The 14954-nt window shown below is 61.6% G+C and carries 12 protein-coding genes; 1 reads left to right on the plus strand and 11 read right to left on the minus strand.

Annotated features, from left to right (window positions below):
- Nucleotides 1–163 precede the first annotated feature (163 nt).
- From ileS to OZY47_RS05675, 7 genes are all read right to left on the minus strand, one after another.
- Nucleotides 164–3544 (minus strand): mupirocin-resistant isoleucine--tRNA ligase, encoded by a 3381-nt coding sequence (gene ileS / locus OZY47_RS05645; RefSeq protein ID WP_277177378.1) that lies wholly within the window; start codon nucleotides 3542–3544, stop codon nucleotides 164–166.
- Between the two features lie 290 nt (nucleotides 3545–3834).
- Nucleotides 3835–4005 (minus strand): hypothetical protein, encoded by a 171-nt coding sequence (locus OZY47_RS05650; protein WP_277177379.1) that lies wholly within the window; start codon nucleotides 4003–4005, stop codon nucleotides 3835–3837.
- A 39-nt stretch (nucleotides 4006–4044) separates the two neighbouring features.
- Nucleotides 4045–5928: a RecQ family ATP-dependent DNA helicase gene (locus OZY47_RS05655; RefSeq protein ID WP_277179179.1), complete on the minus strand. Its 1884-nt coding sequence runs from the start codon at nucleotides 5926–5928 to the stop codon at nucleotides 4045–4047.
- Between the two features lie 419 nt (nucleotides 5929–6347).
- Nucleotides 6348–6971 carry an isochorismatase family protein gene (locus tag OZY47_RS05660; RefSeq protein WP_277177380.1) on the minus strand — a complete coding sequence of 208 codons (624 nt, stop codon included), beginning with the start codon at nucleotides 6969–6971 and terminating at the stop codon, nucleotides 6348–6350.
- Nucleotides 6972–7100: 129 nt separating this feature from the next.
- Nucleotides 7101–7595 carry a PIN domain-containing protein gene (locus OZY47_RS05665; RefSeq protein WP_277177381.1) on the minus strand — a complete coding sequence of 165 codons (495 nt, stop codon included), beginning with the start codon at nucleotides 7593–7595 and terminating at the stop codon, nucleotides 7101–7103.
- Nucleotides 7596–7600: 5 nt separating this feature from the next.
- Nucleotides 7601–7966: a type II toxin-antitoxin system RelB/DinJ family antitoxin gene (locus OZY47_RS05670; RefSeq protein ID WP_277177382.1), complete on the minus strand. Its 366-nt coding sequence runs from the start codon at nucleotides 7964–7966 to the stop codon at nucleotides 7601–7603.
- Between the two features lie 120 nt (nucleotides 7967–8086).
- A complete protein-coding gene (locus OZY47_RS05675; RefSeq protein ID WP_277177383.1) occupies nucleotides 8087–9895 on the minus strand; it encodes an alpha-glucosidase in 1809 nt (602 codons plus the stop codon).
- A 220-nt stretch (nucleotides 9896–10115) separates the two neighbouring features.
- On the opposite strand from OZY47_RS05675, the gene OZY47_RS05680 reads away from it, so the two are divergent.
- On the plus strand, nucleotides 10116–11108 hold the full coding sequence (locus tag OZY47_RS05680) for an NAD(P)-dependent oxidoreductase (RefSeq protein ID WP_277177384.1): 993 nt from the start codon (nucleotides 10116–10118) through the stop codon (nucleotides 11106–11108).
- Between the two features lie 124 nt (nucleotides 11109–11232).
- Here the strand turns inward: OZY47_RS05680 and OZY47_RS05685 are convergent, their stop codons facing one another.
- The 4 genes from OZY47_RS05685 to OZY47_RS05700 form a co-directional block, all read right to left on the minus strand.
- The gene (locus OZY47_RS05685) at nucleotides 11233–12012 is read right to left on the minus strand and encodes a dipeptide/oligopeptide/nickel ABC transporter ATP-binding protein (protein WP_277177385.1); all 780 of its coding nucleotides are present in this window, start codon (nucleotides 12010–12012) and stop codon (nucleotides 11233–11235) included.
- 129 nt (nucleotides 12013–12141) lie between these two features.
- Complete coding sequence (locus tag OZY47_RS05690; RefSeq protein WP_277177386.1) at nucleotides 12142–12936, minus strand: ABC transporter ATP-binding protein; 795 nt, start codon at nucleotides 12934–12936, stop codon at nucleotides 12142–12144.
- Nucleotides 12936–13850 (minus strand): ABC transporter permease, encoded by a 915-nt coding sequence (locus OZY47_RS05695; RefSeq protein ID WP_277177387.1) that lies wholly within the window; start codon nucleotides 13848–13850, stop codon nucleotides 12936–12938. The genes OZY47_RS05690 and OZY47_RS05695 overlap by 1 nt, the downstream gene beginning before the upstream one ends.
- On the minus strand, nucleotides 13850–14818 hold the full coding sequence (locus tag OZY47_RS05700) for an ABC transporter permease (RefSeq protein ID WP_277177388.1): 969 nt from the start codon (nucleotides 14816–14818) through the stop codon (nucleotides 13850–13852). Before OZY47_RS05700 ends, OZY47_RS05695 begins: the two co-directional genes overlap by 1 nt.
- Nucleotides 14819–14954 lie beyond the last annotated feature (136 nt).

The following is a 14954-nucleotide window of genomic DNA, read 5'->3' on the forward strand; positions in this document are numbered from 1 at the left end:
CGAACACAGATAGCTCAAGCAAAAACTCAAACAACAAAACGGGTGGCTGGCAAATCGACGATACTCATCGGTTTGCCAGCCACCCGTTTGCTTATGGCGCTATCGGGAAACCAGCGGCACACGGAAAGGCATAAGACTCGTCATCCGCGCGCCGCGGATCTTCTCACGCCTTGGCCACGGTGGCCTTCAGCTCGTCGGCGGTCGGGTCGGCGTTGATGGTGAGCGTGGTGGCGAGCGTCTCGTGCGCGATCAGATCGCGGAACTGCTCGGCCTTGGGCGCATCGGCGGCCGGCACGTCAAGCGTCAGCGTGATGCGGTCGGCGATGTCGAGATCGGCGGCCTTGCGGGCGTCCTGCACGGCGCGGATGGCGTCGCGGGCATAGCCTTCGGCGATCAGGTCGTCGTTGAGCTCGGTGTCGAGGATGACGAAACCACCGCTGGGCAGCGCCGCGGAGACGTCGTTGGCGCGGTCCTTGGCGCCGACCTCCTCCACCTGGTTGACGAGCGTGTACTCGCCCTCGACCAGTTTCAGGTCCCCATCGGGGGTCTCGACCACGGGCGCGCCGGACTCATCGACGTGCCAGTCGCCGGACTTGGACGCCTTGATGGCGAACTGCACCTGCTTGCCCAGCCTTGGGCCGGCCGCACGTGCGTTGACCTTGAGGTCGTGCACGATCTTGAGGCCCTGCTTGGGCGCGTCGGCGAGTGTGGAGAACTCCACGTCCTTCACGTTGAGCTCGGTCTTGAGGATGTCGTCGTAGGCGGCGACGGCCTCGGGATCGTCGACCAACACGGTGAGTTTGGCCAGGGGCTGGCGCACGCGAATCTGGCTGGCCTTGCGTAGGGAGAGCGTGCCGGAAACGACCTCGCGCACCTGCTCCATGGCGGCGACCAGCGCCGGATCATCGACCAGCACGCGACCCAGCTCGGTCTCCTTGCCGTGGTCGAGTTCGGATTCAGATTCTGCGGTCGCGCCGACATCGTGGGATTCCTCGTCCTGCACGGTGACGAACGGCCATTCGGCCAGATGCACGGATTCCCCGCCCGTCAGGCCACGCCAGATCGACTCGGATTCCATCGGAGCCAGCGGTGCCATGACGCGCATCAGCACCTCGAGCACAGTGTAGAGGGTGTTGAAGGCATTCTCATCCTCATCCCAGAAACGTTCGCGGTTGTTGCGGATGTACCAGTTGGTGAGCATGTCGATGAAGTCCTGCACCGCTGCGCACGCCTCGGAGATGGCGAACGTATCGAGCGCATGCTCAACCGACACCACGAGCCTGCGGGTGCGGGCCAGCAGGTAGCGGTCCATCTGCGGCAGGCCGGCGACTTCCTCAGGCTTCAACGCACGTGCGTCATAGCCCTTACCGCCATTAGCTGCGTTGGCATAGAGCGTGAAGAAGTAGTACGAGCTCCACACAGGCAGGAGTACCTGGCGCACCGTGTCGCGAATGCCGTCGGCAGTGACGATGAGGTTGCCGCCGCGCAGAATCGGTGAGGACATAAGGAACCAGCGCATCGCGTCGGAGCCGTAGTCGTTGAACACGCCGTTGACGTCCGGATAGTTCCGCAGGTGCTTGCTCATCTTCTGGCCGTCGTCGCCGAGCACGATGCCGTGGCAGATGACGTTCTTAAAGGCGGGCTTGTCGAACAACGCGGTGGCCATGACGTGCAGCACGTAGAACCAGCCACGGGTCTGGCCGATATATTCGACCACGTAGTCGGCCGGGAAGTGCTGCTCGAAATACTCCTTGTTCTCAAAGGGGTAATGGAACTGCGCGAACGGCATGGAGCCGGACTCGAACCAGCAGTCGAGCACGTCGGAGATGCGGTGCATGTGCGATTTGCCGGTCGGATCGTCGGGGTTGACGCGCGTCAGATTGTCGATATAGGGCCGGTGCATATTGACGTTGCCCTCGCCGTCGCGCGGGTAGTCGCCGAAGTCGGCCTTGAGCTGGTCAAGCGAGCCGTAGACGTCGACGCGCGGGTATTTCGGGTCGTCGGAAACCCACACGGGAATCGGTGAGCCCCAGAAGCGGTTGCGGGAAATCGACCAGTCGCGGGCGTTCTGCAGCCACTTGCCGAACTGGCCGTCCTTGACGTTCTCGGGAATCCAGTTGATCAACTGGTTGTTCTTGAGCAGACGGTCCTTGATCTTGGTCACGGAGACGAACCAGGAGGAGACCGGCTTGTAGATCAGCGGGGTGCCGCAGCGCCAGCAGTGCGGGTAGGAGTGCACGTAGCTCTTCTCCTGGAAGAGCAGGGCGCGGTGGTCCTCGGGGATGCGGGCCAGCGGGCCGTCGCCGTTGCGCAGGTTGCGCAGAATCGGCAGGTTGGCATCGAAGACGTACATGCCTTCGTAATCCGGGCAATCGGCGGTGAAGGTGCAGCTGGCGTCGAGCACGTCGATGCAATTGACCCCGGCCGCGTTCAGCGTGTTCATATCGTCTTCGCCATAGACAGCCTGATGGACCATGCCGGTACCTTCGACGGTGTCGACGTAGTCGGCGGCGAGAATCTGGTAGGCGTTCGGTCCGGGGATATGTCCTTCGGACTCAGCCTCATCCCCCGCGAAGTACGGGAAGACCGGCCAGTAGCGACGGCCGACCAGCTCCTTGCCCTTGAGCTCGCGGACGATCTCATAGTTCTCGCCGAGTTCCTTGGCATACGAACCGAGCAACGGCTTGCCCAAGTAGAACTTCTTGCCGGCGAACTTGCCCTCGGTGGGCTTGACCTCGACATAATCGATATCCTCACCAACGACAATAAGGAAGTTGGTCGGCACGGTCCAAGGCGTAGTTGTCCAAAAGACGGCGTAGGCGTCGTCCTCGTCACGCATCTTAACGGCGACGGAGAGGGTGATGTCCTGACGGTCCTGATAGACATCGGCATCCATGCGCAGCTCGTGTGCGGAAAGCGGAGTGCGGTCCTTCGGGCAGTACGGCAGCACACGGTAGCCCTTGTAGGCCAGGCCCTTGTCGTAAAGGGTCTTGAACGCCCACATCACCGATTCCATGTAGGTGGTGTTGAGGGTCTTGTAGCCATGCTCGAAATCGACCCAGCGGGCCTGACGGTGGACGTAGTCCTTCCACTCGTTGGTATATTTCAGGACGGACTTGCGGCAGGCGTCGTTGAACTTCTCGATGCCCATTTCCTCGATCTGGTCAACCGATTCGATGCCGAGTTCCTTCTGCGCCTCAAGTTCGGCGGGCAGGCCGTGGGTGTCCCAGCCGAAGACGCGGTTGACTTTGCGGCCCTTCATGGTCTGGTAGCGCGGAATGACGTCCTTGGCGTAACCGGTCAGCAGATGGCCGTAATGCGGCAGGCCGTTGGCGAACGGCGGGCCGTCGAAGAAGACGAATTCGTTGTCGCTGTGGTCGCCGCTGGGGTTGCGGTCGATGGATTTCTCGAAGGTGTCGTCCTTGTCCCAATAGTCGAGCACCGACTCCTCCATCTTGGGGAAGCTCGGGTTCGGCGCGACGTGCGCGCCTTGCTCGCCTACGGACGCCTTGGGATACACATGGGAATTGGTGGATTCGCTCACCGTTGTCTCCTCGCTTGGCAGATGGTCATTGCTACCACGAGGACGATGTTCGGAGCGCGCTGTTCGCACGCGCCGGCACCGCGGTACCACCTCGCTTGTCGCGACCCAGGCACTTGGAGAAGTGTCTGCGAGCGCGACCGCTTGAGTCAGGCTGTGTCGGGCCCATCCCGTCGGTTCTAATAAGTCCGCGGCCCATGGTGTAGGCCACAACCGTTCTTCCGAAAGCTCCCCGCCGATAACGGATCAGCGCTTGTGGTTGTCACTCTAGCACGCCATTCGGATGGCCAAGTTCACTCTGTCCACAACCTGACTGCCCTTTCTTTTCTTATCTCTTTGATGAGCTCCATGAGGTCATCCTCATCACGCAATCCCGCCTCTTGGGCGTCGCCTTCGAAATCGGCTTGGGCACGGCGAACGGCCTCGAGGTTCGAATTGCTTTGAGATTCGCCGTTAAATTCCATGTGCGTTCCTTTAACATCTCTGCTCACCGGCACAAACAACTAGTTCGACCGAACGACCTCCATGAAACGGGGGCCGTAGAGGTGGAGCTTGTTTTCGCCGACGCCGTTGACGGCCAGGAATTGGGCGTCGGTGACGGGCTTGATGCGGGCCATGTCACGCAGGGTCTTGTCGGAGAAGACGATGTAGGGTGGCTTGCCGATTTCGCTGGCGATGGTACGGCGCAGCTCACGGAACTTCTGGAACAGGGCCTCGTCCTCCTCGCTTGGCGTGTAGTCGCCGAACGATGAACCAGCAGGCGTATGTGAGGAATCGGCGTCGTAGGAGCCGAACGCGGCACCCGAAGATGTCGTGGCCGATGAACGGCCATGGCGTTCGATGCGCTTGATCTCGTAATGGAAATCAGGCTGGGCGGTCTCACCGGCTCGGACTCCGAACTGCACGATCGGCAGTCTGCCTTCGGAGATGAACAGATATTGGTCGGTGGCCATCTGGTTGAGCACGTCACGGATACGGGCGTCGGGCACATCGTGCAAAGCGCCATAGCTGGGCACTTGGTCGAGCCCACGGTTGAGGAGATCCTGGGCCTTGGAGCCGCGCAGCACGGAGACGATCTTGCCCATGCCGAAACTCTGGCGAAGGTCGTGCACACACCGGCTGATGGCACGTGCGGTATCGGTGACGTTGATGGTCTCGAAAGTGCTTTCGCAATTCGCGCAGTTGCCGCACTTCTCATTCTCGGCGGTTTTCGCCACTTCCCCATCGCCGGCGCTGTCAGGCTGGTTCGTCTCGCCCATCGCAGCGGCCGTCTCCACACCGTTCGGATCGGCGAAATACCGGGTCATATAGCGGTGCAGACATTCGGTAGTTCGGCAGTAACCAATCATCGCATTGAGCAATCGACGGTGGCTGACGCGCACGATCTCCTGCTCCTGCGGGCTCAAGCGATCATTGTCGGAGTCCATGTCAAGTAGCCTGCGTCGGGTGACGATGTCCGACTCGTTCCACAGCAAGGTGCATCGGCTCGGCTCGCCGTCACGGCCGGCGCGCCCCGCCTCCTGGTAGTAGGCCTCGATGCTCTCGGGCATGTTGTGGTGAATGACGTAGCGGACGTTGGATTTGTCGATGCCCATGCCGAAGGCGTTGGTGGCGACGACGACCGGCACCTTGTCGGTGACGAAGTCACGTTGCGCCTGGTTGCGTACCTCGGCGGACATGCCACCGTGGTAGGCGACGGCGGGGATTCCCCGCTTGTTCAACGCCTCGGCGAGCGCCTCGGTCTCCTTGCGCGTGGCGCAGTAGACGATGCCCGAGTCGTCGGCGTGGTCGGCGGCATAGTTCGCGATCCAGACGTTCTTGCGTTTCGTCGGCATGTTGATGATGTCGAAATAGAGGTTCGGTCTGTCGAAGCCGGTGACGGTGACCTTGGGCTGACGCAGTCGCAGCAATTTGACGATGTCGCGCCGCACCTTCTCGGTGGCGGTGGCGGTGAACGCGGCTACGGTCGGACGCTGCGGCAGCGAGTCGATGAACTCGCCAATGCCAAGATAGGACGAGCGGAAGTCCTGGCCCCATTGCGAGACGCAGTGCGCCTCGTCCACGGTGATCAGTGAGATGTTGACCCGTGAGGCAAAGTTGCGGAATCGCTGCGTTTCCAAGCGTTCCGGAGCCACATAAAGCATCCTCACATCCCCACGCTGGGCCTGCGCCAGCACCATGCCCTGTTCGTCGGCGCTTTGCGTGGTGTTGATGAACGCGGCGGCGATTCCCGCGTCGTTCAGCGCGTCCACTTGGTCGCGCATCAGCGAAATCAATGGCGAGATGACGATGGTCAACCCCGGCAGGATGGTAGCGGGCACCTGATAACAAATGGATTTGCCGGCACCGGTGGGCATGACGCCCAACACATCATGGCCTTTGAGGATAGCGTCGACAAGGTCTTCCTGACCGGCACGGAACGAATCGTACCCGAAATACTGCTTCAGCGCGGCGAGCGGCGCCCCCGGTTTGACAACAGGCGTAGCGACTGACGGTGCTGGAGACGAAGTCGGGACCGAAGTCCCTCCGGAACCATGTTGCAGGTCCTGAAGGTGCATGGCCCACGCCTCGTCCTCCTCGGACGGGGCCACATCAGCCTCGGCCCAGTCGTCCTCGAAGTCGGGGACGGCGAACTGTCCTTCGTCGTTCGGGTATTCATCCTCGGTCATTTTCACCACTTCGCCATTCCATATCACCTATATTTTCCAAACCACTGACACGTTCACGAGCTCGAAGCCACCAATATCCACGTCAAAGCCAAAGTCAGAGCCCGCTTTACCGCCAGCAACGGCATCAAGCCTCAGAACTAATCGGCAAGCCCCTGCGCCAACTCAATTCCAGCCTCGCTCATCTGCTTGCGCGCACTCACGCCCTGGTCCTTGCTCACTGGCTCGGTCATGTCTTCGAAAACAGTGACCGAGTACCCGAGCTTCTTGGCGTCAAGCGCGGTCTCCTTGACGCAATGCGACTCGGCCAGACCAACCACATCGATATGGTCGACGTTGGCACCTTTGAGCCCCTGCGCCAAGGTCTTGCCATCCTTCTGCATTTCGGCGAACTCGTCACGGGTCTGCACACGGTCGGTGTTGTCTTCAATACCCTCGAAGCCCGAATACGCCGAGGCATACTGCCCTTTCTTGAAGTGGTGCTCGACCCCAAGTGCGGCGATCTGCGGCATGAGCTCGGCGTTCGGCGTGCCCGCCACACCATGCTTGGGCCATGAATCCACAAAATCCGGATGGTCCGAGAAGTGAGAGCCCGGCTCGATATGCCAGTCCTGGGTGGTGGCGATATAGGCGTAATCCCCCTTATGCGCCTTCACGTATTGGGCGATGCGCTCGGCCACCGCCGTGCCGCCTTCGACACCCAACTCCCCGCCTTCGCAGAACGTCGGTTGCACATCCACGATAATCAATGCCTTGCCAGCCATATTCACTCCCCTTGTTTCCGTTGAACTTTCCCTACAGTCTAAGCGCGTTCATTCCTGTGACGGCAGAAATCCGAGCCATATCATCGCACGCCGCCGAAGCGGCCGCAAACAGCGTCAATATAGGATCCATCATTGCCCGTCCATCTTTTCCACTCGTGCGAGCGCGTCCTCCACGCTCACGCACAAATCCGGAAAATGCCTGATCATGTCTTTGTCGCCGGTCACCACCATGTCGGCGTCGACCTGCCGCGACGCGGCGACGATAAGGTCGTCCTCGTAATCAGGATGGACCGAACGCAAGGTGAGCGCATCCTCGCAGACCCTCCCGTCCACGGCAGCCACTTCGCAGACCTTCAGGATGGACTCGACACTGGTCCAGCCGATTCGTGAGACCAGTTGCCGCACCGTCTCCCGCTCCACACCTTCGGCAGCGTCTTTGAAATCACGCTTGATGTTGACCTTGACGATATAATCCACGTCTTTCAAAGACAACGACACGCACATGGGGTTCAGCCGCCTATCGGCGCACTGGCTCATGAGCCTCAACGCTTTTGACTCACGTACGGAACGATGCATCACCATGTCAAGGAGAATATTGGTGTCAAAGACAATGTTTTTCGACATATTGTTCACCACCGCGGCTCGCTTTCCCCAAGATACTCGAGATAACGCTGCTCATCCGCATAATCGTGAAGCTCCTCGGCAGACTTCCCCGCGAACGGATCGTCTCCGCGCCCGATAAGCCCCGCATTCTCCAGCATCTTCGGCACGATGCCGCTCATGCTATGAATCCGTCCGAGCTCCTGTTGCTTCTGTAATTCCAGGTCCTCGTTCTGCAACGCGGTGTTCAAATCCGGTGTTTCCCCGTGGTCTTTGATGAAATCCCACAAATCGCGCACCACCGAGCTGGGCGTCTTGCCCAGTCGTTCAAGAATCTTGTCGACATCGGCTTTCACCTCAGCGTCGACGCGCACGTTCATCTGCACCATCGTCATGACAGCCCTCCTTGCATCACTACGCCTCTTAGCAACTGCTATACGTTATAGCATATCAGATAGCGACATAAGACTCAACCCCCCCTAACAAAGTTTTCTTCTTGCGAAGTCTGATGCCGCTCAGACCTTGTATACGAAGCCTTCCCAAGGCCCAAGCCGACCCTCGCTCGGGAACGCGCCGGTCGTGGAGATCACGAGCCGACCATCATCCAGCTCCCCGCTCTCCGAGATCAATTTCGCCGATTGCCTGGGAATCGCGGCCTCCTCCGACGAGCAATTCACCACGACCAGCAACCGCTCGTCGCCCAGAGACCTGACGAACGCATAGACGTTCTCGTCATGCCTGTCGATCAACTCCCAATCGCCGGCCGCGACGACCATGTTCTTGTGCCGCAGCTCTATCAGCCGCTTGTAGAAGCTATAAACGGAATCGAGGTCGGCCATCTCGGCCTTCGCGTTGATCGCGTCGTGGTTGGGATTGACCGCGAGCCAAGGTTCCGCATCCGCGTCCGGCGACATGAACCCGGCGTATCTCGAATCGTCCCACTGCATCGGGGTTCGCGCGTTGTCGCGGCTGCGTTTGGCCAGCAAATCGAGCATCTCGTCCGGCGACATCCCATAATCGCCTTCGACGTGGTCGCGGTAGGCGTTGAGGCTCTGGATATCACGGTATTGGTCGAGCCGCGTGAAGTGGGCGTTGGTCATGCCCAGCTCCTCACCCTGGAAGATATACGGCGTGCCGCGGTGCATGTGCAGCAGCAACGCGAACGCCTTGGCGCACCTGACGCGCATGGCCTCGCTGTCGTCGCCCCAACGCGAAATGACCCTGGGCTGGTCGTGGTTCTCGAAATAGAGGCTCGCCCAACCGGCCTCGCGCACCACCTTCTGCTCCTTCGCCAGAATCTTGCGCAGCGCGCTCATCCTGAACGGGATGGGATTCCATGTGTCATAGTTCTTGCCGTCGAAGAGCACGTGGGTGAAGAGGAACATCATGTCGAGCTCGCCGTTGGCCGGATCGGTGATGACCCCGTCGCGCTTCACACGCAGCCCGGGCGCCTCGCCGACGGTGAGATAGCCGTCGCGGCCGTCGAAGACCTCATGGCGCATCTCGCGCAGGAACTCGTCGAGCCTCGGCCCATCCGTGCAGGCGAGGAACGGCGTGGAATAGCCATGGCTGGCCGGCAAATCGGGAATGTGGCCTCCCTGCTCGCCCGGCAGGTGGCCATGGGAATCGACGCGCTTGGATATCTCGACGATCACGTCCATGCGGAAGCCGTCGACACCGCGGTCCATCCACCAATTCATCATCGCGTAGATGGCCTTGCGCACGGCGGGATTCTCCCAGTTGAGGTCCGGCTGTTTGGACGAATATTGGTGGAGATAGTATTCTCCGCGCTTGAGGTCGTAGGTCCAGGCCGATCCGCCGAAATAGGAACCCCACTTGTTCGGCTCCGCGCCGGGAGCGCCGGGCTCGTGGCCCTTGCGCGCGGGCCGCCACCAATACCAGTCTGCATGCTCGTCGTTCTTGTCGCGGCTGGCTTGGAACCATGCGTGCTCGTCGGAGGTGTGATTGACGACGAGGTCCATGACGACCTTGAGCCCGCGTTGGTGCGCCTGCCGCAGCAGCTCGTCCATGTCGTCCATCGTGCCGAACCGAGGGTCGATGTTCTGGTAATCGGCGATGTCGTAGCCGTTGTCGACCTGCGGTGAGACGTAGACCGGGCTGAGCCACAGCACATCCACGCCGAGGCCTGCGATATAGTCGAGCCGCGAGATGATGCCCGGAATGTCGCCGAAACCGTCGTCGTTGCTGTCTTGGAAACTGCGCGGATAGACCTGGTAGACCACCGCGTTGGCCCACCATGGGTTCGGCGTCGCCCCGTTGGTCCGTATCTCGTCGGGAATCGCCTTCCGTTGCTGTTCGACCATGTTCCTGACCTCGCTTGTCCACCTTGGCGTTATGCCTTGCGACGTTGCGATACCCTATCCGAGCCAGCGCAACCACGCGTTTTGCGGCCGCCTCGTTGTGGTATCGGAGTATCGCCCGCTCTATGTTCACATCGTAATAAGCCAAGAATACATAGCCGATTCGCCCGCGCGGACGCGGATTCCACCTTCATCGGCCAGAGCGGGAATTACTGTTGGAGGCATGGACTATATCGAAACCCAATCGGAACGTACCGACCTGCCACTGGTGGTGGTCCCCACGATGTTCGAGGCGATGTACCAGCCGCTCGCCTCCAGCCTCAAGCTGTTGCACGACGTGGCGCGGGTGCGGCTCTACCGGGATTTCAACATCAGCGACGACGCCATCATCGAGCGCTGCCGCGAGGCCGACACCGTGATGGTCATCGGTTTCCACGTCAACGGCAGCCTGCTCGACCAGCTCGCCGACCACGTGCGCTGCTTCGTCTTCGGCGGCACCGGCGTCACCAATTTCATCGACCTCAAGCGCACGCGGGAGCTCGGCATCCGGGTGTGCAACACCGTGCATTATGGCGACGAGACGGTGGCCGAATACACCTTCGCCCTGATTCTCGAGCTCGCGCGCAGCGTGGGTGCCATGGATCGGGACATCCGCGCCGGCGGCTGGGCCGGACGTGAGGGATTCGCCCTCAAAGACAAGACGCTGGGCATCATCGGCTTCGGCGGCATCGGCCAGAGCGTGGCCCGCATCGCCGACGGGTTCGGCATGCACACGCTGGTCTGGAACTCGCACGTCAACGCCGCCACCGCCCGCTCGCTGGGCTCCACACCCGTCGACTCCATCGCCGAGCTCATGGACCACTCCGACGTCGTCAGCCTCCACCTGCCCCTGAACGCCGAGACCGCAAGGCTCATCACCGCCTCCGACCTGGAGCATCTCAAGCCAGGGAGCCTCTTCATCAACACCGCACGCGCAGAACTCATCGAATCTGGGGCGCTGGTCAACCGCCTCAAGCGCGGCGACGTCAAGGCCGCACTTGACGTTTTCGACAAGGAGCCGTTGCCGACGGACGATCCACTTCGCTCGATTTCGAACGCCATCCTCACCCCGCACGTGGCCTGGCGCGCCGACGACGCCTACGCCGACATGTCGCGTCAGGTGGCGCGCTCCATCCTCGCCTTCTACAATGGCGAGTGTTTCAACGTGGTCGATTAGAAGGAGCGTTGCCAGAGGAACGACAGCGGATAATATAAAGGGCTCAAAGTGATTTGGGCCCGAACCCAAGGCAAGTACACAACAACGCTGACAACAATATTTATATCGACGCCGACAACAGCATCTACAGCGATGCGGCGGCCACCAGTTCCTTGGTGTAATCCGACTTGGGACGGCTCAAAACCTCATCAGCTGAACCCTCTTCGACCACCACACCATTGTGTAGCACGACAATACGCTCGGCGATATGCTGCACCACGCCAAGATCGTGCGAGATCATGACGATGGCGGTGTCTGGCCGCGTCTGGCGAATCGTGGCGAAAGCGTCCAGAATCTGCAGCCTGGCAGCCACGTCAATGGCGCTCATCGGCTCGTCGGCCACGATGAGGCTCGGATCGGCGACCACGGCGCGGGCGATGGCCACACGCTGGGCCTGCCCGCCCGACAAATCCGCCGGGTAACGACCCATGAACTCGCCTGGCTCAAGGCCAACCAACCACAAAGCATCCTCGACCTTGCGTTCCATCTCATCACGCCCCAACTCACGATGCTGGATGCGCAATGGTTCGCCCACCGAGCGCCCGACCGTCCAGCGCGGGTCCAACGAGGCGAAGGGATTCTGGAAGACAAGCCCTGATTCGCGACGAAGCAGCCGGTATCCTTCGGCGCGTGCGCCATCCACCGCTTCCCCGCGATAGGCCACCGTGCCCGAAGTAGGCTTGTCGAGTCCGAGCAGGATGCGCGCCAACGTCGATTTACCCGAGCCGGAGCCGCCGATAATCGCCAGACATTCGCCCTGCCTGATCTCGACGTCGACGTCGCGCAACGCCTCCTGCCGCGTCTTACCACGCCCGAATGTGCGGCAGATGCCGCTGCCGACGAGTAATTTCTGCCCCTTAGCCATCGATTTCCTCGTTTCTCGCACACCCAAACCGACGGTTTCCAAAAGAAACCATACGAATTCCAACGTTCCGTTTTTGAATGCCCCACTTTGGGTATGCGCCCAAATCATCAACACCCTCAAAACCGGCCATCATAAGGTCTCACCCGCCGATAACTCACCATTCAACGTCAGCTTTCTGGCTGCCTCGACCAGCTTCTTGGATTGAGGGACACTGGGCGCGGCGAGCAGCTCGGAGGTCGCTCCCGAATCCACGATGCGCCCTTCGTCAAGCACATAGCAGCGGGTGGTGGCGCGGGCGAGCACCGAGAAATCATGGGTGATGAAGAGCATCGATGCGCCTGAGGTGTCGACCAGGGAGACCAGCAGGTCGACGATGCGCCGTTGGGTGATGGAGTCGAGGGCCGTGGTCGGCTCGTCGGCGATGATGAGGCGCGGCGAGGTGATGAGCGCCGTGGCGATGCCGACACGCTGCTGCTGGCCACCGGAGAGCTCGTGCGGATATCGGCCAGCCAGCGACTCGTCCAGCCCGACCTTGCGCAGCATCGCCATCACGCGCTCGTGGCGCTCGTCGGCGTCCAGATCATAATGCAGCTTCAGCGGAAGCTCGACCTGTTTGGCGACGCTCAACACCGGGTTGAGCGAGGAGCCGGGATTCTGGAAGACCGTGCCGACGTACCGCCCGCGAAGCCCGGCCACCACAGCATCATCGGCCCCGACGACCTCCACTCCCCCGAGCGTGGCCGAACCCGACACCTTGGCCTGGCGTGGCAACAGCCCCAGCAGCGCCTTGGAGATCATGGACTTGCCGGAACCCGAGGAGCCCACCAGCCCCACGCGCTCCCCGTCGGCGATGCTCAGATTCACATCGCGCACAATCGGCTTGCTGCCGATCTCAACCGAAAGATTCGAGACGTCCACAGCCATCACGCCACCTCCCTCAACGCCGGATTGGCCACGGGGTCGACCGCGTCGCGCAGCGCGTCGCCGAAGACGTTCAACGCCACCACGACCACGGTGACGATGAGTCCCGGCCACAGCACGGTGAGCGGGTAGACGTCGATGAACTTGACGGATGTGGCCAGCGAATGGCCCCAGCTCGGCACGCCGCTGGGCACGCCGACGCCGAGGTAGGTCAGGCCGCTTTCGGCCAACACGGCCGTGCCCGCCGAAAGCGAGAGTTGGACGGTCATGGTCGGCATCGTGTTGGGCATGATGTGGTGCATGAGCACCGAGAACCACGACGCTCCATTGGCCAGCGCGGAATCCACGTAGTCGGAACCCGCGGCCAGCAACGCCTGAGGACGTGCTATACGCGCCAGATTGAGCCCGTAACCGATACCGCAGGCAATGACGATGACCGCCACGGAAGCGCCCATGGGCACCGCGAGAATCAGGGCGATAAGCACCGTCGGGATGGATATCAGCGCGTCGACCACCACCACGGCGACGCCGGAGACCGCGGCCGAACGCGAGACCATCGCGGCCGTCAACGCCATGCCGAGCACACCGGCGAGAGCCACCGCCAGCACGGCGATGAGCAGGTTCGTGCGTGCGCCGGCCATCAGCCAGCTGAACACATCGGAGCCGGTGCCGTCGGTGCCAAGCCAGTGCGCGGCCGATGGTTTGGCCCAGACATGATAGCCATCCGTGGTCCAGAGCGATTGCGGCGTCCAAACCAGCGACACCAGTGAGACCACAAGCCACAGCGCGAGCACCACCAGCGCGAACTTGCCCTCGCCACGCGCCCACAGCGAGCGCAGCACGACGGCGATTTTCTTGGCTAATGAAGCGTCGCCACGCCCGGAAATCCGCCTGTTCCTAGACTTTGCATCAGCCATCAGCGGCCTCCTTCCAGCGAGCTTTTAAGCCTCGGGTCGAGCAGCCGGTGCAACACGTCGACCACGAATCCAACGGCGAGGAAGAACGCGGCGAGCATGAACAGCTCGCTCTGCACGGCGATGAGATCGCGGTTGCCGAGGTCGGTGACCAGCCCGGAGCCGATGCCAGGCAACGCGAAAAGATTCTCGATGACCATGACGCCGGTGACCATGCCAGCGAACATGAGACCGACCACGCTCACTAGCTGTGGCATCGCGAGCCGCAGGCCGACCTTGAGCACCGCCTGGCGTCGCGTATAGCCGCAGGCCATCGCCTGGTCGAGATAACCGCTGGAGAGCAGGTCGCCCAACGCCGAGCGTGTATAGCGCATGAGGCTCGCGCCGTCGATGATGCCGACGGTGAGCGCGGGCAACACCAGAGAGGCCAACGCCCCTCCGAAGTCATGCCATCCACCTTCCGGAAACCCTTGGGAGGGGAAGATGCCGATCAGCCCGGTGCCTTTTGAGAACAGCAGGATCAGCAGCAAGCCGCCCCAGAGCGCCGGGATGGAGCCGCCGACGATACCGAAGAAATGGAAGCAGGAGCGCGCGGCCGGTCGCGTGGCCAGCGTGGCCGCCACTCCCAGCGAAAGGCCGACCACCAGCGCCACCACCAGCCCCAGCGCGATCAGCGGGAAGGTGATGGAGGCGCGCATGGCCACGGTCGAGGTGATCGAGCGGCCGGTGAGCAGCGACTTGCCGAAATCACCGTGCAGCAAGCCTCCCATCCAGTCACCGTATTGCGCGACGAACGGCTTGTCGAGCCCCATCTGCGCCCGCAGCCGCGCCACCCTGCCCGGAGGCGAGTTCAGCCCGGCCATCACGGTGGCCACATCGCCCGGCAGCACGCGCAGCGCCGCGAAAATCACCACCGAAATGGCGAGCAGCGCAGCCACGAACAGCAGGAAGCGCTGAATGACGAATCGCATATCCTTGTGCCTCATTCTCGTTTGATCATGTGGGCTTGCGTCGATAAGCAGATTTTCGGCTAGGATTTCCTGCCTACCGACGCGCCCGAAATCACTCCCACGTCTATAAGCAGAAAACAAACCTCATTTTTCTGCT

This window comes from Bifidobacterium sp. ESL0790 (assembly GCF_029395435.1).
Classification (GTDB): Bacteria; Actinomycetota; Actinomycetes; order Actinomycetales; family Bifidobacteriaceae; genus Bifidobacterium.

Excerpts from the sequence above, each read along its gene's own strand:
- OZY47_RS05650 (WP_277177379.1), bottom strand. The coding sequence starts at position 4,005 with ATGGAATTTAACGGCGAATCTCAAAGCAATTCGAACCTCGAGGCCGTT.
- OZY47_RS05660 (WP_277177380.1), bottom strand. The coding sequence starts at position 6,971 with ATGGCTGGCAAGGCATTGATTATCGTGGATGTGCAACCGACGTTCTGC.
- OZY47_RS05665 (WP_277177381.1), bottom strand. The coding sequence starts at position 7,595 with ATGTCGAAAAACATTGTCTTTGACACCAATATTCTCCTTGACATGGTG.
- OZY47_RS05670 (WP_277177382.1), bottom strand. The coding sequence starts at position 7,966 with ATGACGATGGTGCAGATGAACGTGCGCGTCGACGCTGAGGTGAAAGCC.
- OZY47_RS05675 (WP_277177383.1), bottom strand. The coding sequence starts at position 9,895 with ATGGTCGAACAGCAACGGAAGGCGATTCCCGACGAGATACGGACCAAC.
- OZY47_RS05680 (WP_277177384.1), top strand. The coding sequence starts at position 10,116 with ATGGACTATATCGAAACCCAATCGGAACGTACCGACCTGCCACTGGTG.
- OZY47_RS05685 (WP_277177385.1), bottom strand. The coding sequence starts at position 12,012 with ATGGCTAAGGGGCAGAAATTACTCGTCGGCAGCGGCATCTGCCGCACA.
- OZY47_RS05690 (WP_277177386.1), bottom strand. The coding sequence starts at position 12,936 with ATGGCTGTGGACGTCTCGAATCTTTCGGTTGAGATCGGCAGCAAGCCG.
- OZY47_RS05695 (WP_277177387.1), bottom strand. The coding sequence starts at position 13,850 with ATGGCTGATGCAAAGTCTAGGAACAGGCGGATTTCCGGGCGTGGCGAC.
- OZY47_RS05700 (WP_277177388.1), bottom strand. The coding sequence starts at position 14,818 with ATGCGATTCGTCATTCAGCGCTTCCTGCTGTTCGTGGCTGCGCTGCTC.